14 protein-coding genes are annotated in these 19,268 nt (G+C 70.2%); 6 read left to right on the forward strand and 8 right to left on the reverse strand.

Going from position 1 to position 19,268, the window contains the following annotated elements; all coding sequences use genetic code 11:
* Positions 1-22: 22 nt before the first annotated feature.
* Positions 23-772 carry an MlaE family lipid ABC transporter permease subunit gene (locus tag RYM47_RS17020; RefSeq protein WP_070208301.1) on the reverse strand — a complete coding sequence of 250 codons (750 nt, stop codon included), beginning with the start codon at positions 770-772 and terminating at the stop codon, positions 23-25.
* Positions 772-1,560, reverse strand: coding sequence for an ATP-binding cassette domain-containing protein (locus tag RYM47_RS17025; protein WP_315389449.1), 789 nt, complete (start codon positions 1,558-1,560; stop codon positions 772-774). The genes RYM47_RS17020 and RYM47_RS17025 overlap by 1 nt, the downstream gene beginning before the upstream one ends.
* Positions 1,561-1,791: 231 nt before the next feature.
* Between RYM47_RS17025 and recC the strand changes: the two genes are divergently transcribed.
* From recC to recD, 3 genes are read left to right on the forward strand one after another with little or no spacing between them, the layout of a single operon-like run.
* The gene (gene recC / locus RYM47_RS17030) at positions 1,792-5,136 is read left to right on the forward strand and encodes an exodeoxyribonuclease V subunit gamma (RefSeq protein ID WP_315389451.1); all 3,345 of its coding nucleotides are present in this window, start codon (positions 1,792-1,794) and stop codon (positions 5,134-5,136) included.
* A complete protein-coding gene (gene recB / locus RYM47_RS17035; RefSeq protein WP_315389452.1) occupies positions 5,133-8,780 on the forward strand; it encodes an exodeoxyribonuclease V subunit beta in 3,648 nt (1,215 codons plus the stop codon). The genes recC and recB overlap by 4 nt, the downstream gene beginning before the upstream one ends.
* Entirely contained in the window at positions 8,777-10,648 is a 1,872-nt protein-coding gene (gene recD, locus RYM47_RS17040; RefSeq protein ID WP_315389453.1) for an exodeoxyribonuclease V subunit alpha, read from the forward strand. Before recB ends, recD begins: the two co-directional genes overlap by 4 nt.
* Before the next feature lie 120 nt (positions 10,649-10,768).
* Here recD and RYM47_RS17045 read toward each other — a convergent pair whose 3' ends face one another.
* The 6 genes from RYM47_RS17045 to RYM47_RS17070 form a co-directional block, all read right to left on the reverse strand.
* Complete coding sequence (locus RYM47_RS17045; RefSeq protein WP_315389456.1) at positions 10,769-11,182, reverse strand: hypothetical protein; 414 nt, start codon at positions 11,180-11,182, stop codon at positions 10,769-10,771.
* A 37-nt stretch (positions 11,183-11,219) separates the two neighbouring features.
* The gene (locus tag RYM47_RS17050; protein ID WP_315389457.1) at positions 11,220-13,247 is read right to left on the reverse strand and encodes an FUSC family protein; all 2,028 of its coding nucleotides are present in this window, start codon (positions 13,245-13,247) and stop codon (positions 11,220-11,222) included.
* A 3-nt stretch (positions 13,248-13,250) separates the two neighbouring features.
* Complete coding sequence (locus RYM47_RS17055; RefSeq protein ID WP_315389458.1) at positions 13,251-14,714, reverse strand: efflux transporter outer membrane subunit; 1,464 nt, start codon at positions 14,712-14,714, stop codon at positions 13,251-13,253.
* Positions 14,711-15,619: an HlyD family secretion protein gene (locus RYM47_RS17060; protein ID WP_315389459.1), complete on the reverse strand. Its 909-nt coding sequence runs from the start codon at positions 15,617-15,619 to the stop codon at positions 14,711-14,713. Before RYM47_RS17060 ends, RYM47_RS17055 begins: the two co-directional genes overlap by 4 nt.
* Positions 15,616-15,825, reverse strand: a complete 210-nt coding sequence (locus RYM47_RS17065) for a DUF1656 domain-containing protein (RefSeq protein WP_017354740.1) — start codon at positions 15,823-15,825, stop codon at positions 15,616-15,618. The genes RYM47_RS17060 and RYM47_RS17065 overlap by 4 nt, the downstream gene beginning before the upstream one ends.
* Positions 15,826-15,909: 84 nt before the next feature.
* Positions 15,910-16,365 carry a MarR family transcriptional regulator gene (locus RYM47_RS17070; RefSeq protein WP_102947082.1) on the reverse strand — a complete coding sequence of 152 codons (456 nt, stop codon included), beginning with the start codon at positions 16,363-16,365 and terminating at the stop codon, positions 15,910-15,912.
* Positions 16,366-16,494: 129 nt separating this feature from the next.
* Between RYM47_RS17070 and folE the strand changes: the two genes are divergently transcribed.
* The 3 genes from folE to RYM47_RS17085 are packed head-to-tail and all read left to right on the forward strand — an operon-like array spanning position 16,495 to position 19,268.
* Positions 16,495-17,097 (forward strand): GTP cyclohydrolase I FolE, encoded by a 603-nt coding sequence (gene folE, locus RYM47_RS17075; protein WP_102947124.1) that lies wholly within the window; start codon positions 16,495-16,497, stop codon positions 17,095-17,097.
* A gap of 13 nt (positions 17,098-17,110) precedes the next feature.
* Positions 17,111-18,580, forward strand: a complete 1,470-nt coding sequence (locus RYM47_RS17080; protein ID WP_315389464.1) for a DUF3375 domain-containing protein — start codon at positions 17,111-17,113, stop codon at positions 18,578-18,580.
* On the forward strand, positions 18,567-19,268 hold the full coding sequence (locus RYM47_RS17085) for a DUF4194 domain-containing protein (RefSeq protein ID WP_315389465.1): 702 nt from the start codon (positions 18,567-18,569) through the stop codon (positions 19,266-19,268). The genes RYM47_RS17080 and RYM47_RS17085 overlap by 14 nt, the downstream gene beginning before the upstream one ends.

Consider the following 19,268-nt stretch of genomic DNA (forward strand, 5'->3'; position numbering starts at 1 on the left):
GTATTTGAAGAGCGTCAGGGCGTCAGCGGAACAGCATCGCCGACAGCACGAAGTTGAACATCAGCACCAGCAGCGAAGCATTTACTACCGCGCGCGTGGTGGCCACCGAGGTGCCTTCGATGGTCGGCTCGGCGTGGAAGCCCACGTACGAAGCGACCAGCGCGGCGGTACCGCCGAAGATGGCCGACTTCAGCATTGCCACGCCGAAGTCGTCCCGGAAGTCCACGCTGTTGCTCAGCGCCGACCAGAACACGCCATTGTCCAGGCCGAGCACATGCACGGCCTCGAAGTAGCTGGCGCTGATCGCCAGCGAGCAGAAAATGCCGGTCAACAGCGGCACGGTCAGCACTGCCGCCCAGAAGCGCGGCGCCACCACCTTGGCGACCGGATCGATCGCCATCAGCTCCAGCGCCTTGATCTGGTCGGTGGCGCGCATCAGCCCCAATTCGGCGGCGATCGAGCTGCCGGCGCGGCCGATGAAAAGCAGCGCGGTCAGCACCGGTGCCAGCTCGCGGTACAGCGACAGGCCCAACAGCGTGGACAGCGCATCGGCGGCGCCGAACGTGGTCAGCGTGCGATAGCCCTGCAGGGTCAGGACCAGGCCTACGAACGCACCGCCCACGGCGATGATCGGCAGCGAACGCGCGCCGATCTTGTAGATCTCGCGGGTCAGCTCGGCCAGGAAGTCGCGGGTCGGCAGCGAGCCGCGCAGCACGGTCAGCGAGAACAGGCCGGCCCGGCCGAGCGAACGGGTGCTTTCAACGAACGGCATCAGGCCACCTTCGCGCGGGGCGCGGCATCGAACGGGATCGGGCCGTCCGGCTGCCCGTGCAGGAACTGGCGCAGCAGCGGGTCCTGGCTGGACTCGAGCGCGGCCGGGCTGCCCTGGAACACCACGCCGCCATTGGCGATTGCAATCACCTGGTCGCAGATCGGCAGGGTTTCATGCACATGGTGGCTGACGATGATGCTGGTCAGGCCCAGGCTGTGGTTGAGCCGCTGGATCAGGCTCATGATCACGCCGCTGGCGATCGGGTCGAGCCCGGTCAGCGGTTCGTCGTAGATCATCAGCGGCGGGTCCAGCGCCAGCGCGCGGGCCAGCGCCACCCGGCGCGCCATGCCGCCGGACAGCTCGCGCGGCCAGGCGTCGGCCGCTGCCAGCAGGCCGACCGCGTGCAACTTCATGTTGACCAGGCGGTCCAGCACCGCGGCCGGCAGCTTCGTATGGGTGCGCAGCGGCAGGGCCACGTTCTCGGCTACGGTCAGGTCGGTGAGCAGGCCATTGCCCTGCAGCAGCACGCCCACGCTGCGGCGCATCGCGCGCAGGGCGCTGCTGCCGGTGGGAATAGGCCGACCGAACAGGGTCACGCTGCCGGCCACCGGGCGCAGTTCGCCGGTCAGCGCCGCGAGCAGCGTCGACTTGCCGCTGCCGGACGGACCGAGCACGGCGGTGATGCTGCCACGCGGTACCGACAGCGAAACGTCGCGCAGGATGGCGCGACCGCCGCGATCGATTCGCACGTTGTCCAACCGCACCAGAGGTTCTTCGGAAGCCGTCATGGTCGCCATTAACAAAATTCCAACGTTCTAAGATCGTGGTGAACGGCTGAACAAAACCGAACTGGACCGTGCAGTATTGTCGCATGCCCGTCCCCCGCGCCCCGCCCGAACGGGGGATGGAGCCTGCAACAGTGCGTACCGCAGCGCCGAAAAGGAGGCTGCGGGCGTCAACCAGGCTCGTCGGTATCAAAGAAGGTCGAGATCGGCGCCGCGCTGCGGCACACTGCCGCGATGACCGACCCCGCTTCAGACTTCCGCCTGTACCACTCCAATTCGCTTGATGTGCTGGCCGCGCTGCTGGCCAGGACGCTGCGCGAGCCGGTGGCCGGGCAGTCGATCCTCGAACCGGACGTGGTACTGATTCCCCAGGTGGCGATGCGGCGCTGGCTGCAGTCCACCCTGGCGGCCGAGTATGGCATTGCCGCCAACCTGTCGTTCCTGACCCCGGGCGAGTTCGTGGCGCGGGCGCTGAATGCCAATGTGCCCGGCGAACATGACGATCTCACCGCCGCCGCGCTGCATTGGAAGGTCTATGCCGCGCTGACCGACCGGGAACTGATGGCGCAGCCGCCGCTGCGCGCACTGCAGGCCTACCTGTCCCAGCCGGACCCGCTCAAGCCGTGGGCGCTGGCCGGGGAGCTGGCGGCGGTGTTCGAGAAGTACCAGGCCTGGCGCCGCGACTGGCTGCTGCGGTGGGAGGCTGGTGCCGACCCGCACGACCCGCAGGCGATCCTGTGGCGGCGCATCGGCACGGGGCACCAGTACCGGGCCCGCCGCATCCACGCGTACCTGGAGCAGTTCGAAGGCGCTGGGCGGCCATTGCCGGCCGGGCTGCCGCCACGGTTGTTCGCCTTTGCCACCCTGAACGTGTCGCCGGACGTGCTGCGGGTGGTTGCCACCCAGGCGCGGGTGGGCACGCTGCACTTCTACATGCCCACCCCCACCCGTTCGTACTGGGGCGACCTGCAGACCCTGGGCGGTCGCCTGCGCAGCGGCGCGGTCGACCCGTTCGGCAGCGGCGCAGACGAAAACCGCCTGCTGCAGGCCTGGGGTGCGGCCGGACGCGACTTCATGGCGGTGCTGGGCAGCTACGAGGTGGTCCACCCGTCCGGTGAGATTGCCGCCTACGACGACCCTGAGGACGACACCCGCGCGGACATGGCCCACGGCGGCCTGGCCGACAGCCTGCTGCACCGGCTGCAGCGCGACCTGTTCCATCGCCGTGCCAGGCCGGAAGGTGCGCTGCGTCCGCACCTTCTGCGTAACGACCCGAGCCTGCAGGTGCATGCCTGCCACACCCGGCTGCGCGAACTGCAGGTGCTGCACGACCAGCTGCGCGCTTTGCTGCAGGACCCGCGCTTCGACCCGCCGCTGCAGGCGCGCGACATCGCGGTGCTGGCGCCGGACATCGATCCGTATGTGCCGTACCTGGAAGCAGTGTTCGGCGGCCGCAGCGGCGGCGAGGACCACATTCCCTATGCACTGGCCGACACCAGCCCGCTCACCGGCGAACCGCTGGCCGACGTGTTCGTGCACCTGCTGAACCTGCCGGTGTCGCGCTTTGGCCTCAACGAGGTACTGGACCTGCTCGCCAGTGCGCCGCTGGCCGAGGCCGCCGGCCTGGACGCGGCCGCGTTCGATCGCCTGCACGACTGGCTGCAGGCCGCCGGCGCGCGCTGGGGCCTGAATGCCGGCCACCGCGCGCAGCACCAGGCGCCGGATGACGATGCCTACACCTGGCAGTTCGCGCTGGACCGCCTGCTGCTCGGCCATGCCAGCGGCAGCGACGGCGACATTGCCGGGGTGGCACCGTGGCCGGAGCTGGAAGGCAGCGCGCTGGACGCACTGGATCGCCTGCTCGGGCTGATGCGGGTGCTGGCCCGCTACCAGCGCGCGCTGGGCAACGCCCTGCCACCGACGCAGTGGCGCCAGCGCCTGCTGGCCCTGCTCGACGCACTGCTGCCCGGGACCCCGGAAGCGGCCAGCAGCCAGCGCGCGCTGGAGCGGCTGCGCAAGCTGATCAACGAATTCGCCCGCGAGGCCGAACGAGCCGGCTTCGATGCCCCGGTCCCGCCGGAAGTGGTGCGTGCGCATTTCGCTGGCGTGCTCGGCGAGGCCGACACCCGCGCGCCGCTGCTCACCGGCGGCATCAGCTTCGGGCGGATGGTGCCGATGCGGCTGCTGCCGTTCCGGGTGATCTGCGTGCTCGGCCTCAACGACGGCGACTTCCCGCGCCGCGACCCGGCGGCCGGACTCAACCAGCTCACCGCCGAACTGGGCACCGACCGGCGCCGGCACGGCGACCGCTCGTTGCGCGAGGACGATCGCTTCCTGTTCCTGCAGTTGTTCGCCTCGGCGCAGGACGTGTTCTACCTGAGCTACCTCGGCGCCGACCCGCGCGACGGCAGCGTGCGTGAGCCCTCGGTGCTGGTCAGCGAACTGATCGACGCCGCCGCCGAGTACCACCAGGACCCTCCGGCTGCAGTGAAGCAGTTCACCGTGCGCCATTCGCTCCAGCCGTTCTCGCCGGCCGCATTCGGCGGCGGCGACGAGCCGCGCCGTTTCAGCTACCGCCAGCAGTGGCACCCTGCCGCGGGCTCACTGGGCAGCGTGCGGCGTGCGCCGCCGGCGTGGTTCCAGCAACCGCTTGCGCCGCTGTCGGACGAGGTCGCGCCGGAACTATCGCTGGACGCGCTGCGCCGCTTCCTGACCGACCCGGCCGGACAGTTCCTGTCGCAGCGGCTGGGCCTGCGCCTGCCGGAAGAGCTCGGCACCGCCGAGGATCTGGAACCGCTGGTGTTGGCCGGTCGCGGCCTGGAGCAGCGCCTGCTGCAGCACGCGGTGATCGAGGCCACCCTGGCCGGCGATGACACGCCGCTGTATGCCCGGCTGCGCGCGCGCGCGCTGCTGCCATCCGGTGCGCTGGGTGAGCGTCAGTTCCAGGCGCTGCAGGATCAGACCCGTCCGTACGCGTTGGCGCTGGCGCAGTGGCGCGGCGACAGCACGGCCGACAGCCGCCGTTACGACGTGGAAATCGATGGCGTACGCTTGCACGGCCGGGTCGACGACATCCACCCGCAGGGCATCGTGCGCCTGCGCGCCGCTGGCCTGAACGGCCCGGCGGCAATCCGCCACGGGCTGGACTGGCTGCTGGCCAACGCCGCGGGTGACGCGCTGCCGCTGGTCGAATTCCACGATGGCGGCGACGACGGGGTGGGGCCGCATGTGCTGCCGGCCCTGCCGGCCGCGACCGCGAAGGCGGCGTTGCAGACCCTGCTGCAGCTGCGCGCTGAAGGACTGTGCGGTCCGCTGCTGTACGGCCCCTACACGGCGTGGACGCTGTACCGCACCCCGGCCGCCAAGCGCGAAGGCGAGGCCTGGGCGCAGTGGCATGGCGGCGACCGGCGCTGGGGCGAGGCCAGTGGCGACGCCCTGCAGCTGGCCCTGCGCGGGCGCGATCCGTTCGCAGACCCGGACAGCTACCAGCTGCTGCTGCAGACCAGTTTCCGGGTGTTCTGCGCCGTGCGCGAGGGCCGGGTGTTCCAGGGCTTCACCGACGAAGGAGCGCCGGCATGAGCGATCTGCAGCTGCAGGATGATCCGTACCTGTCCCTGCCGCTGGATGGCGTGCGCCTGATCGAAGCCAGCGCCGGCACCGGCAAGACCTTCACCCTGGCCACGCTGTTCACCCGGCTGGTGGTGGAGCAGGGCTACCGCATCGGCCAGATCCTGGCGGTGACCTTCACCGACGCCGCCACCCAGGAACTGCGCAAGCGCATCCGCGAACGCCTGGCGCTGGCCGCGCAGCTGCTGGCGCGCGCGCCGTCGGACGACGAAGCGCCCGACGCGCAGCTCACCCGCTACCTGCTGCAGCGCGAACTGGCGCGCGGCCGCGAAACCCCGGCAGCGCTGGCGCAGCGCCTGCAGACCGCGGCCGACGAGATCGACCTGGCTTCGATCTTCACCATCCACGGCTTCTGCACCCGCGTGCTGCGCGAACACGCGCTGGAGAGCGGCCACACCTTCGACCCGCCCACGCTGCTGCCCAGCGAACGCGAGCTGCACGACCAGCTCGGCGCCGACCTGTGGCGCGTGCATGCCAACGACCCCGCGCGGGTCGATGCACTCACCCGGCTGTGGTCGGGCCCGGACGCGCTGGCACGTGACCTGTCGGCGCTGATCAAGCCGCTGCCGCTGCTGCCACCCGTCCCCGCACAGCGCCTGGACGACCCCAGTGCAGCATTGCAGGCCGCTGCCGAGGCGTTGGCCGGGGCGATCGAAAGCCACGCCGAGGACGCGCAGGCCAGCATCGCCAACGCGTTCGAGCGCAAGATCTTCGACGGCCGGCGCGCACGTCGGCCCAGCTTCGACAAGGCATTCGCAGAACTGTTCGCAGGCCGCGCCTCGCGCAGCTGGCCACGCAGCGACAAGCTGCACCTGGGCAAGCTGCTGCCGGTGGCGCTGCTCGGCTTCTGCAAAGACGACCAGCAGGGCCTGTGCCCGGCCTCGCCGTTGTTCGATGCGCTGCAGACCTGGTGGCACACCGCCGACAGCTACGACCAGTGGCTGCGCCAGCAGGCGCTGCTGCTGCTGCACGACCTGCGTGGCCAGGCGCGCGAACGCCTGGACGAACTGAAGCGGGTGGGCCGGGTGCAGACCTACGACGACCTGATCGACGGCGTGGCCGCCGCGCTGGAAGGCCCGCACCGCGCCGCGCTGGTACAACAGCTGCGCGCGCAGTACGCGATCGCGCTGGTGGACGAGTTCCAGGACACCGACGACCGCCAGTGGGGCATCTTCCAGCGCGTGTTCGGCGACTCGCCGGAAACCCGCGAAGCAGGCCTGGACCCAGCGCTGTTCCTGATCGGCGACCCCAAACAGGCCATCTACGGTTTCCGCGGCGGCGACATCCACACTTACCTCAAGGCCAAGCGCGAGGCCGTGGCCGCGCCGGCGTTGAACCGCAACTTCCGCTCACGTCCCGGCGTCCTGCGCGCGCTGCAGGCGCTGTACGACGTGGCTGGCGAACGTGCATTCCTGGAAGCGGACATCGCCTTCGAACCGGTGCTGCCCGGCAGCACCCGCAGCGACGACGACTTCCTGCGCGACGACCAGCCCGCGCCGGGCCTGACCCTGCGCCTGCTGCGCAGCGACGACGGTGCCGACCTCAAGGCCGACCCGTCGCGCCAGCAGGCCACCGACGCCTGCGTGGCGGCAATCCACCAGCTGCTGCTGGAGGGGCGGCAGGGCCGCGCGCTGCTGCGCGGCCGGCCGGTGCAGCCGGGCGATATCGCGGTGCTGGTGCGCCGCCACCATGAAGCCACCCGGATCCAGCAGGCCTTGAGCGCGGTCGGCATTCCGGCGGTCGCCGCCGGCAAGCAGAGCCTGTACGCAACCGCTGAGGCGCGTGAACTGCGCGTACTGCTGCTGGCGCTGCTGCAGCCGGCCGATGAGGGCCGCCTGCGTGCGGCGCTCTCGACCGTGCTGCTCGGGGAGAACGCCGCCACGATCGATGCGATGGAGCGCGACGGCGACCCGCAGCGGGCATTCCAGACCCGGCTGCTGCTGTGGCGCGAACGCTGGTTGCGCGGCGGACCGTTCGCGGTCATCGCCGACCTGTGCGCCGAACATGCCGAGCGCCTGCTTGGCCTGCTCGATGGCGAACGCCGCCTCACCAACTACCTGCAACTGGGCGAGCTGCTGCAGCAGGCGGCCGGGCAGGCACTGGGCATGCACGGCCTGCTGGACTGGCTGCAGGTGCAGATGGCGCACGCCGACCAGGACGACGAACAGCAGCTGCTGCGATTGGAATCGGATGCGCGCCGGGTGCAGATCATCACCCTGCACAAGAGCAAGGGCCTGGAGTACCCGCTGGTGTTCCTGCCGTTCATCGGCATCGGCAGCGGCGGTGCCAGCACCGACGCGAACTGCACCGTGTATGCCGACGGCCGCCGCGAGCTGCACTGGAAGCTGGAGCGCGACGAGGCGTGGAACGCAGCCAGTGCGCGCGCTGCGCAGGAGCAGGAGGCCGAGGATGCCCGCCTGCTGTACGTGGGCCTGACCCGCGCCGAGCACGCGCTGTGGATCGCTGCAGGCGATCTGGCCGGGCTGGCGAAGACCCGGCTGGCGCCAATGCTGTCCGACCTCGACGCGTTGCGCGCGCACCCGGACATCCAGGTGATCGATGGCCCGCTGGAGTCGCGCCCTGCGCAGCTGCCGGTGGAACGCGAAGGCGAACTGCCACCGGTGCGCGCGGTCACCCGGCGCGTGCCGCACGACTGGTGGGTGTACAGCTTCACCCAGTTGGCCAATGCCGACGCCGGTCACGACACCGACGCGATGGCCACTGAAGCGCCGGCCCCGGCCGCCGACGAACCGGCCGGCGGCGAGCTGCCGCTGGAAGTCGAACCGCTGGCGCCCAGCGAACCGCAGCCGGAGATCGACCCGCGCTTCATGGGCAGTCGCTTCGGCAACGTGCTGCACGACGCGCTGGAGAACACCGACTTCGCGCGCTGGTCCGACTGGCGCGCGGGCGATGCCGCACCGCCGGAACAGGCCGAGGTGCTGCGCGAGTCGCTGCGCGCCGAAGGCTACGCCGACGCCGACCTGGACGATGGCGTGGCGGTGCTGGTGCCGCTGGTCGGGCAGACCCTGACCGTGCAACTGCCCGAAGGCGGTGCGCTGTGCAGCGTGCCGGAGCCGGACCGTCGCGCCGAGATCGAGTTCCACTTCGCGATGCAGGCCACCGCCGTGCCGGCGCTGCTGCAGCTGCTGCACCGGCACGGGCTGGTGCGCGACCGGCGCAGCTTCGGCACACGGCGCCAGCTGGAAGGGCTGATGACCGGCAAGATCGACCTCACCTACGTGCGCGATGGACGCTGGTACGTGCTCGACTACAAATCCAACCGGCTCCCGGGCTACGACGCCGCGCGCCTGGCCGAGGCCATGCAGCACAGCGAGTACGACCTGCAGGCGCTGATCTACACCGTGGCCCTGCACCGCTGGCTGCGCTTCCGGCTCGGCACCGGTTATGACCTGGCGCGCGACATGGGCGGCATCCGCTACCTGTTCTGCCGTGGGCTCGAGGCCGGCCGTGCCGACGCGCCGGGCGTGCATGCGCAGCGCTTCGACCCCGCACTGGTCGAGGCGATGGACGCGCTGTTCGCAGGCGGTGCCGACGCCCACGCAAGCCTGGTCGCACGCGCGCGGGGTGAGGCATGAGCCTGCTCGAAGCGCTGAAGAAGCAGGGCACGTTGCGCACCCTGGACCACGCGCTGGCCAAGAGCCTGCAACGGTTGCAGCCGGACACGCCCGACGCGGTGCTGGCCGCGGCCGCGCTGGCCTCGCTGGCAGTGGCGCAGGGCCACGCCGCGCTGGACCCGCAGCAGCCCCGGCGGCTGGTGGATGCCGAACTGGACTGGCCGCTGCCCGGCGACTGGATGGCGCAGCTGCGTGCATCGCCCTGGGTGGATTCGCCGGACCGCGACGACCACGCCGCCGCCGATGCACCGCTGGTGCTCGAACACGGGCTGCTGTACCTGCGCCGTTACCGCGAATACGAACGGCGGCTGGCGCTGGGCCTGCAGCGCATCGCCAGCCAGCCGCTGCCCGCGCACGACCCGGCCGCGCTGGCGCCGCTGTTCGCACAGCTGTTCCCGCAGGCGCTGCAGGGTATCGACCACCAGGCACGCGCCGCTGCAGTGGCGCTGCGCCACCCGCTGGTGCTGGTGACCGGCGGGCCCGGCACCGGCAAGACCACCACGATTGCGCGGCTGCTGGTGCTGCTGGCCGCGCAGGCGCAGCAGGCCGATGCAGCGCTGCCCCGGGTCGCGCTGGCGGCCCCCACCGGGCGCGCGGCTGAGCGCATGGCCGAAAGCCTGCGCCTGGCCCTGCAGCGCCTGCGCCTGGTCGGGGTGGCCGCTGAACTGGCCGAAGCCCTGCCGACCACCGGTGCCACCCTGCATCGCCTGCTGGGCGTGATTCCCGATTCGCCGCGCTTCCGCCACCACGCCGACAACCCGTTGCCGTTCGATGTAGTGGTGGTGGACGAAGCCTCGATGATCGACCTGCCGTTGATGACCAAGCTGGTTGAAGCGGTGGCCAGCGGCACCCGGCTGATCCTGCTGGGCGACCCGGACCAGCTGCCGTCGGTGGAAGCCGGCGACGTGCTCAGTGCGGTGCTGCAGGCCAGTGGCGATGGACTCGGCACGCAGGCCGACGATGCCGATGCGCTGCGTCCGCTGTTGGCCGCGGCCGCGCTGCAGCCGCAGGCCGCTCCGCTACCGTTCGCGGGGCGTCGGGTGCAGTTGCAGCGTGGCTACCGGCAGAGCGACGCGCTCGACCTGGCGCCGCTGGCGCGTGCGGTGCGCGAGGGCGACAGCGTCAGTGCGCTGCAGCTGCTGCGCCACGGCCAGCTGGCCGGCGTGCACTTCCACGAAGACCAGGTGGATCCGCTGCAGCAGCATCGGCAGACCCTGCTGGCGCACTGGCGCGGGCTGGGCGAGGCGGCGGACCCGGCGCAGGCGCTGGCCCAGGCCGGCCAGCTGCGCCTGCTCACCGCGCTGCGCGAAGGCCCGCAGGGCGCCCGCGGCCTCAACGAACGCATCGAAGCGGCGCTGGCCGGCAGCGCGCGCCCGGGCGGCGGGCCGCGCTACTTCCACGGCCGGCTGCTGCTGATCACCGAGAACAGCTACCGCCACCGCCTGTTCAACGGCGACATCGGCCTGTGCCTGCGCAGCAGCGAGGGTGCGGTACTGGCGTGGTTCCCCGGCGACAGCCCGGAGCACCCGCGTGCGTTCCACCCGGCCGCGCTGCCCGCGCACGAAAGCGCGTTCGCGATGACCGTGCACAAGGCGCAGGGCTCGGAATTCGACGAGGTGTGGTTGCAGCTGCCGCGGCGCGACAACCGGGTGCTGTCGCGCGAGCTGGTGTACACCGGCATGACCCGGGCACGCCAGGCGTTGCATGTGCTGGGCAGTGCGGAGGTGGTGCAGGAAGCGCTGGCGCGGCACGCCAGCCGGTTGTCCGGGCTGGCGCTGCGGCTGGGGGCGGGTGCGGAAGCACCGGCTCAGGGAGAGCTGTTCGGGTAGAGCCGAGCTCTGCTCGGCTGTGCGTCGGTCATTCATTGCAATGACGCGTGGCGACGCGTTCTTCAGTCTGGCGCGTCATTGCGACCGGGGCGCGGCAGAGCCCGGCTCTACAACGCAAAGTTATTCGCCTTCTTCCACTTCACCCGGAATCAGCACGGTGCCGTCGGGATACACGATCGCACCGTCGCCGCTGACGTCGAAGAAGCCCACCTGGTGCTTGTTGGCCAGGATCTGCACCTGACCATGCGCGTCTTCGGCCACTTCGTCGTCGAACGATGCGTAGATGACGTGGGTGCCGATGCTGTAATCGGTCACCTGCGGGCGGTCATCTTCGTCATCCGACAGCGGACCGTCCATCGGCGGGAAGTCTTCGGCGAGCTCGGCGAAGAACGCCTGCAGCGCCGCCACCGACACCGCCGCATCGTCGTACTCGTGCTTCTCGTTCCATTCGGTCTGGGCGTCGTACCACTGCAGGAACGCTTCGACTTCGCGCGGCGCTACCGCCGGGTCGAACACCATCACGTCATAACTCATCGAAGTCTCACCTTGTGCCATGCAGGAATGCAGGGCGTCAGGATACTCCGCCCTGTGTGACCGCCGGCTGCTCGGGGAACAGCGCATAGCGCAGGCCCAGCACGCCCATCAGGGCCTCGTCGCGGGCCTTGCCGGGGTCCACGGTCTGCACCCGCTGCAGCGATGCCTCCAGCCGGGCCTGCAACGCCGGCGGGGCCGAGAGCGGCCGGCGCTGGGCCACTTGGGCCCGGTAGTGCGCGGCCACGTCGTCCAGAATGGTCTCGATGGCCTGCATGCTGGCGGCCGGCAACCCGTGCCGGGCGCGGCGCAGCTGCAGGATGTTCAGGCCGATGCGCGCCTCGGTCAGCATGTCCACCGAGGCGATGTCGCTGCCCTCGGGGGTGGCGGCCAGGCGCGGGGCGAGCAGGCCCAGCAGGTCCAGCATGCGCGCGGCGAACTGCTGGCGGTCCTGCTGCCCTCGGCCCTCGGCGGCCTCGGCCAGGGTGGTCCAGCCCTGGCGGACCAGGCGGCGCGCGGTCCATTCGGCGCCGACCGAGCGGAACACCCGGGTCATCACCACCGCGAAACCAATCCCGATGAACATCGCCACCGAGGAGTTGATGAAGCTCTGGATGTTGGCGTTGTAGGTGTTCTGCACATTCAGCAGCGCCACAAGGTTCACCGTCAGCGGCAGCCCGATCAGCGCGGTCTTGGGCCGGTGCAGCAGCAGGCCCAGCGGCAGGAAGATCACCGCCAGCACCAGGGCCAGGCTGCCGAAGTCGTGCACCGCCGGGAACACCCCGAACAGGTACACCGCCGCCACGCCACTGGCCACGATCGCCCACAGCAGGAACTGCAGCATGCTCGGCGCGGGGTCGTCCTGCGCGGCGAAGAACGCGGCCGCCACCGCTGCCATCATCGCGCCGTTGCCACCGCCCTCCCAGCCCAGCCCGATCCACAGCGCGCAGTACGTCATCAGCGCCACGCCGGCGCTGGCGGCCGAGAACAGCGCCATGCCGTAATCCACGTGGCGCGCATCGCCAATGCGCTGGGCGCGCACCCGGTAGTGGGCGGTGTCGCGCGGGGCGCTGCCGTGTTCGATGGCGTCCTGCAGGGTCGCGCAGTCCTGCCAGAGGTCCACCAGCTCCTCCAGGCGCAGCAGCAGGGTCACCAGCAACAGGTGGTCCAGCTCGCCGTCCACCGCTGGCTTCAGCGCCAGGATGCGCGCGCGCAGCGCGTCATGTTCGGCGCCGCTCGCGCGGCCCGGTTGTTCCAGCCAGTGCGCGATGTCCTGCACCAGCGGCTCCAGTCCGGGCGGCAGCGCGCGGCCGCCTGCGCGCAGCGCACCCAGCCGGTCGGCAATCGACGACAGCACCGGCAGCATCAGCAGCATGCGCTCGCGCAGGCGCTCCATCGACACCGCCGAACCGGCATGGCGCGGATCATCGCGGCGCATGAACTCGATCAGCGCCTCGAACTGCACCAGGTCGGCAGCCAGCCGGTTGCGCGGGCCGTGCGCCTGGCCGCGCAGCAGAATCTGCCGGCACCACTGCGCCGCATCGCCCATCCAGCTGCCGATCCGCGCACGCAGCATCGGTCGCGCCGAGCTCGGGAAGAACAGCGAGGCGAACAGCACCGCCACCACCGTGCCCAGGATGATCTCTTCGCTGCGTGCCACCACCGTGTCGAAGATGGTGTCCGGCGAGGTCACTGCCGGGAAGCCGATGAAGGCGGTGGTGTAGCCGGCCAGCAGGAACGCGTAGCCGCGCGGCCCGCGGTTGAGCAGGGCCATGAACAGGCAGCCGGCCAGCCAGATCGACATCGCCGCGCTCAGCACCAGCGGCGTTTCCACCAGCGCTGGCAGCACCAGCAGGGTGGCCAGGCCGGCCACCAGGGTGCCGACGATGCGGTACACGCCCTTGGCACGGGTAGGGCCCAGCAGCGGCTGGCTGACGATGTACACCGTGCCCATCGCCCAGTACGGGCGCGACAGGTTGCCGGCCATGGCGATGTACAGCGCGGCCACCGCGGCCAGGTAGGTCTTGATCGAGAACAGCCAGGCCTGGCGGTCGGTCAGCGCGTTCATGGCTTACTTCGCTGCGGTCGGGGTGCCGGCCGCAGCGGTGCTGGCTTGCCAGCCGCCACCCAGCACCAGGAACAGATGGATCTGGTCGCGTGAGACCTGGGCTTCGGCAGCGGCCAGGGTGGCATCGCTGGTGGCCAGGCTGCGATCGGCATCCAGGCTGGACAGGTACGGCGTACGGCCACCCTGGTACAGCCGGCGGTTCTGTTCGGCGGCCAGCGCGGCCTGCTCCTGTGCGGTGCTCAGCGACTGCAGGCGGCGCAGGTCCTGCGCATAGCGGTCCAGCGCAGTCTGGGTCTCGCGCAGCGCCTGCAGCACGGTGTGGTCGAACTCGGCCAAGGCGGCGTCGGCACCGGCTTCGGCGGCGTGGATGCGCGCGTGCGTGCCCGACGACGGCAACGTCCACGAGATCAGCGGGCCGATCGACCACTGCTGGGTCATCGGCGTGCCGAAGTCTTCCAGCAGGCCGGCGGCGCCGACCGAGGCACCCAGACGGATGTCCGGATACAGCTCGGCGGTGGCCACGCCAATGCGCGCGGTGGCCGAGGCCAGCTTGCGTTCGGCCTGGCGGATGTCGGGGCGACGCTGCAGCAGCGCACGGCCATCACCGACCGGAAGCGGCTGCGCCAGGCTGGGCGCGTGCGCGCAGTCGATCACGCCGGCCGGCAGCTGGCCCGGGGTCTGGCCCAGCAACGCGGCCAGCGAATAGGCGGCCGCCGAGCGCTGCGCGCGCAGTGGCGGCAGTGCAGCTTCCAGCAGTGCCACCTGGGCATTGGCGCGGGCCAGCTCCGGCGGCGTGCCGCGGCCCGCGGCGATCAGGCGCTCGGTAACGGTGCGGCTGCGCTGCTGCAGCTGCAGCGAATGCTCGGCCACGTGCAGTTCGTGGTTGGCGTGGCAGATCTCCACGTAGCTGCCGGCCACCTGGGCCACCAGCGAAACCCGGGCCAGGTCCATCGCCGCTGCGGTGGCCTGCTCGTCGGCCCGCGCTGCTTCGGAGGCGCGCTTGAGCTTGCCGAACAGGTCGAACTGGTAGGACACCGCGAACTTGCCATCGGCCAGGTTGATCGGCGGCAGCTCGTGTTCAAGCAGGAACGACTCGGCCGACAGCTGCGCGCGACTGACGCCCGCTTCGGCCTCGTACTCGAAGCCGCCGGCATCCAGCGCCTGTTCGTACACGGCCGCGGCACGGCGCAGGTTGGCGTCGGCGACCTTGAGCTCCACGTTGTCGCGCAGCGCCTGCTCGACCAGCCCGTTGAGGGTCGCGTCCTGGTACAGCTCCCACCAGCGTGGCGGCAGTTCGGCACCCGGCGCCACCTGGACGTTGCCGGTATCGATGAAGGCGGCGTTGGCCTCCGTGCGCTGGAAAGCCGCATCGGTCGGCACGGCGTAATCGGGGCCGACCGTGCGGCACGCGGCCAGGCTGGTCAGGGCCAGCGCGAAACCGATGCGGTGCAGGGCCGGGCGGTTCACAGTGCGGCCCGTGCCGGCTGCGTCGGCGCGGCTGGAGCGGTGTCCGGCTCGATGGTGACGGTGGCGGTGCGCCCGGCGATCAGGTTCACGCCGTCGGGCACATTGTCGATATGGATACGCACCGGGATGCGCTGCGCCAGCCGCACCCAGTCGAACGCCGGGGTCACGTTCGGCAGCAGGCTCGAGCCCTCGCTGCGGTAGCGGTCCTCGATACCGGCGGCAATACTCTGCACGTGGCCCTGCAGCGGCTGCGCCTCGCCCATCAGGCGGATGTCGACCTTCTGCCCGGCGTGCACGCCGCGCAGGCGGGTTTCCTCGAAGTAGCCGTCGACCCGGAACGAACCGGTGTCCAGCACCGCCATGACCGGATGGCCGGCGGTGACGTAGTCGCCGGCACGCACGGTGCGGTCGTTGACGTGGCCGTCGCTGGGGCTGCGCACTTCGGTACGGGCCAGGTTGAGCTTGGCGAGGTCCACCGCGGCCTGCGCGGTGGCGGCGGCGGCCTGTGCAGCCTGCAGCTTGGCGCGGCGCACTTCGGCATCTTCGGCGGCCACCAGATCCTGCAGGCTGCGGTCGCGTGCGATCTCGCGGCGGAGCTGCTGCAACGTCGCGTTGCGTTCGCCCAGTGTTGCCTGGGCCTGCTCCAGCGCGATCTGGTAGCGCGCGCGGTCGACCACGAACAGCACCTGGCCACGCGTCACCGGCTGGTTGTCGGCCACGTTGACTGCCTCGACCAGACCGGACACGTCCGGTGCGACCTGCACCACGTCGGCGCTCACGTGCGCGTCGCGGGTCCACGGCTCGTCCATGTAGTACGACCACAGATGACGGAGCACCAGCAGGGCGGCAATGACGGCAACCCCGGTCAGGACGACCGGGACGGTGTGCTTGAGGATCTTGTTCACGATTGCATCCAACGCATCAGGGAAAACAACCCGCCGAGCACGATCACGTATACGGCCAGGTTGAACAGGGCGGGGTGCCAGATGTGGCGGTAGGCGCCGGTGCGCTGCAGGACCAGGCGCAGCCCGCTCTTGAGCAGGTACGCCAGCAGCATCAGCCCGAGCAGGGTCGGGACGAACACACCGTAGAGACTGAATTCACCGTACATCGGGGCAGGAACTTCGCAGGGGAGCGGAAAGGGGAACGCCACGGCGTCGCCAGGCGACACCGGGAAACACGGCAGGGCAGGGGCTTACGTCACGCGGTCGGACGCATCGGCCAGCAGCTTCCACAGCTTCAGCACGGTGCGCAGTTCCTCGGTGCTCAGCTCGCCGAACACGTCCTGGCGCAGGCCGATCAGCTGCTGCTCCAGTTCGCTGACCAGGGCCTCGCCCTTGTCGGTCAGCCACAGCAGGTTGGCGCGGCGGTCGCTGGCGTCGCTCTCGCGGCGGACCAGGTCGCTGGCCGACAGCTTGTCGAGCAGGCGCACCAGCGAAGGGCCCTCCATGCCGAGCTGCTGGGCCAGGGTGACCTGGCGGATACCACCGCCGGCGCGGCCGATCATCAGCAGCGGCATGGTGCAGGCGGCGGAAATGCCATAGCTGCCCAGCGCCTGGTCGGCCAGGCGCTGCCATTGCCGCCCTGAGTGGAGCAGGCCGGAGCTGAGCTGCATCTGCAGCTGGGTGCGTTCGTCGAGTGAGCGTTTCATGGCAGATAGATAGGATACTACTAATTACGATCCTATCAATACCCCTGGCCCAACCCCAGCCCAACGGGGCGGGGGACGGCCAAGGGCTCTGTCGGGTACGATGCTCGCCCCCTTAGGGTGCTGTATGCCATGAGCCAGAAAGACAACGACGCGACCCCCGTAACCCAGGCCGAAGCCGAATCGGCCGTGCGCACCCTGCTGCGCTGGGCCGGTGAAGACCCCACCCGTGAAGGCCTGCTGGACACCCCGCGGCGCGTGGCTGAAGCGTACGGCGACTGGTTCAGTGGCTACCGCGACGACCCGCGCGCCTACATGGAGCGCACCTTCGAGGAAGTGGCCGGCTACGACGAACTGATCGTGCTGCGCGACATCGAGTACGAAAGCCACTGCGAACACCACATGGCGCCGATCATCGGCCGCGTGCACGTCGGCTACCTGCCGGCCGGCAAGGTGGTGGGCATCAGCAAGCTGGCCCGCGTGGTCGAAGCCTATGCGCGCCGCTTCCAGGTCCAGGAAAAGATGACCGCCCAGATCGCGCAGTGCATCCAGGACGTGCTGCAGCCGATCGGCGTGGGCGTGGTGGTGGAAGGCGCGCACGAGTGCATGACCACCCGCGGCATCCACAAGCGCGGCGTGAGCATGGTCACCTCCAAGATGCTCGGCAGCTTCCGCGAGGACGCGCGTACCCGCGCCGAATTCCTGCGTTTCATCGAAGTGGGCGGCAAGCGCTGATCGCCCCCACTACATGAAGCACCGCGAACGGATTACACGCTACCGCACCCTGCGCGAACAGCCCCAGTGGAAGCTGCTGGCCGCTGCCAATGCCCCGGAAATCATCGGCCTGCTGCAGAGCCTGCTGATGGACGGCGAGCGCACCCTGGCTTCGGCCGTCCTGCACGAACGCCTGCAGCGGGCGCTGGACCAGCTCAACGGCGAAGAACTCTCGCGTGAGCTGCCGCGCACTGCCCAGGCCTACGTCGCCCATTGGCTGGCGCAGGGCTGGCTGGAGCGGCGCCTGCCCGACGGTGCCGACCAGGAGCAGTACGAGCTCTCCACCCAGGCACTGCAGGCGATCCGCTTCGCCGACAGCCTGGAGCAGAGCCGTGTTGCCGCCACCGAAAGCCGGTTGGCGTTGGTGATCGAACAGCTCTCGCAGCTGGCCGCCCAGACCGAATCCGATCCGGATGCCCGGTTGTCGGCGCTGCGCGACGAGCGCGACCGCATCGACGCCGAAATCGCACGGGTCGGCGCCGGCCGGGTCACCACCCTGGACGGCAAGCGCGCGCTGGAACGGGCCCGCCAGATCATCGGCCTGGCCGACGACCTCACCGAAGACTTCCGCCGCGTCCGCGACGACTTCGAGCGTCTCAACCGCGAGTTCCGCGAACGCATCATCGACGACGAGAGCGAGCGCGGCGACGTGCTCTCGCGCCTGTTCGAAGGCGTGGACGTGATCGGCGACAGCGACGCGGGACGCAGCTTCCAGGCGTTCTGGCGACTGCTCAATGACGCCGAACAGAGCGCGCAGCTCGACGCTGCGCTGGAAACCGTGCTGGCGCGCGGCTTCGCACGCAAGCTGGACCGGAATGAGCGCGCCTTCCTGCGCGGCTTCACCGGCACCATGCTCGACCGCGGCGGCCAGGTCCACGACGTACTCCAGCACTTCGCGCGCAGCCTGCGCGGCTTCGTGCAGAGCCGGGGTTACCTGGAACAGCGCCGACTCAACCAGCTGCTCAAGCAGGCGCAGTCCGAAGCACTGGCCCTGCGCGATGATTTCACCGCGCAGCGACCGATCGGCCGCGACCTGCAGCTGACCACCAGCCGCCTGCGCTCGTGGTCGCAGTGGAAGCTGCACGACCCGCGCAGCGCCCATGTCGACGGCAGCGTGCAGCGCAACGACGCCGCCAGCATCAGCCTCGAAAGCGTCGGCGACCTGGTGGCGTCATCGGAAATCGACTTCCGCACCCTGCGCCGCGACCTGCATGAGCTGCTGGCCGTCCAGCCGAAACTGAGCATCGCCCAGGCGCTCTCGCAGCGCGACGCGCCGCAGGGCCTGGGCAGCGTCATCGGTTACCTGTCGCTGGGCACCCGCCACGGCGTCATCGTCGACGGCGAACAGGAACTTGCCCACTGGCGCGGCAATGACGGGCAATGGCGACGCGCCCGCATCCCGCTGGTGTGGTTCACCCAGGAGAAACGCCATGAACTGGCATGAAGAATCCAACGGCGCTGCACCGGTAGACGGCGCAGGCGACGAGTACGACGCAGAACCGGTGGTGGTGACCCCGCTGCCCAAGCGCAACAGCGACGTGTTCTACATGGGCGACACCGGTCGCCTGCCGCTGGATGGGCGACGCGCGCTGTGCCAGCTGCTGATCGGTCCCAGCATCGACCAGCTGCGCCACGCCAAGCTGTGGCCGGCGCTGATCCGCAACGAGCCGGCGATCCGCTCGGCGCTGTCCGACCTGTTCCTCGAACTGGTACTGGACCGCGACAGTGGCGTGGCCTTCACCCGCCAGGCCGACACCGAAGACATCGAAGCGCCGGTGCTGCTGCGCAGTTCGCCGTTGACCTTCATCGACTCGGTGCTGCTGCTGTACCTGCGCCAGCAGCTGGCCGAAGCCGATGCGCGCGGCAACCGCGCGGTTGTGGCCGACACCGAGATGGCCGAAGCGCTGGCCATCTACGAAAAGAACCTGTCCACCGACCGCGCCGGCTTCAACCGCCGTGTCTCGGCGGCGGTGCAGAAAATGAAAGAGAACCACATCCTGACCCGCCTGGCAGGCCAGGAAGACCGGCATGAAGTCTCGCCGGCATTGAAGCTGCTGTTCTCCGCCGAGGATGTGTCTGCGCTGTCGTCGGTGTACCGACAGCTGCGCGACACCCCGGCGTCCAACGCCTGA

It is taken from the genome of uncultured Stenotrophomonas sp., assembly GCF_963519125.1.
Classification (GTDB): domain Bacteria; phylum Pseudomonadota; class Gammaproteobacteria; order Xanthomonadales; family Xanthomonadaceae; genus Stenotrophomonas.

Coding starts and splice junctions, on each gene's coding strand:
- RYM47_RS17020 (WP_070208301.1), bottom strand. CDS start 772: ATGCCGTTCGTTGAAAGCACCCGTTCGCTCGGCCGGGCCGGCCTGTTC.
- RYM47_RS17025 (WP_315389449.1), bottom strand. CDS start 1,560: ATGACGGCTTCCGAAGAACCTCTGGTGCGGTTGGACAACGTGCGAATC.
- recC (WP_315389451.1), top strand. CDS start 1,792: ATGACCGACCCCGCTTCAGACTTCCGCCTGTACCACTCCAATTCGCTT.
- recB (WP_315389452.1), top strand. CDS start 5,133: ATGAGCGATCTGCAGCTGCAGGATGATCCGTACCTGTCCCTGCCGCTG.
- recD (WP_315389453.1), top strand. CDS start 8,777: ATGAGCCTGCTCGAAGCGCTGAAGAAGCAGGGCACGTTGCGCACCCTG.
- RYM47_RS17045 (WP_315389456.1), bottom strand. CDS start 11,182: ATGAGTTATGACGTGATGGTGTTCGACCCGGCGGTAGCGCCGCGCGAA.
- RYM47_RS17050 (WP_315389457.1), bottom strand. CDS start 13,247: ATGAACGCGCTGACCGACCGCCAGGCCTGGCTGTTCTCGATCAAGACC.
- RYM47_RS17065 (WP_017354740.1), bottom strand. CDS start 15,825: ATGTACGGTGAATTCAGTCTCTACGGTGTGTTCGTCCCGACCCTGCTC.
- RYM47_RS17070 (WP_102947082.1), bottom strand. CDS start 16,365: ATGAAACGCTCACTCGACGAACGCACCCAGCTGCAGATGCAGCTCAGC.
- folE (WP_102947124.1), top strand. CDS start 16,495: ATGAGCCAGAAAGACAACGACGCGACCCCCGTAACCCAGGCCGAAGCC.
- RYM47_RS17080 (WP_315389464.1), top strand. CDS start 17,111: ATGAAGCACCGCGAACGGATTACACGCTACCGCACCCTGCGCGAACAG.
- RYM47_RS17085 (WP_315389465.1), top strand. CDS start 18,567: ATGAACTGGCATGAAGAATCCAACGGCGCTGCACCGGTAGACGGCGCA.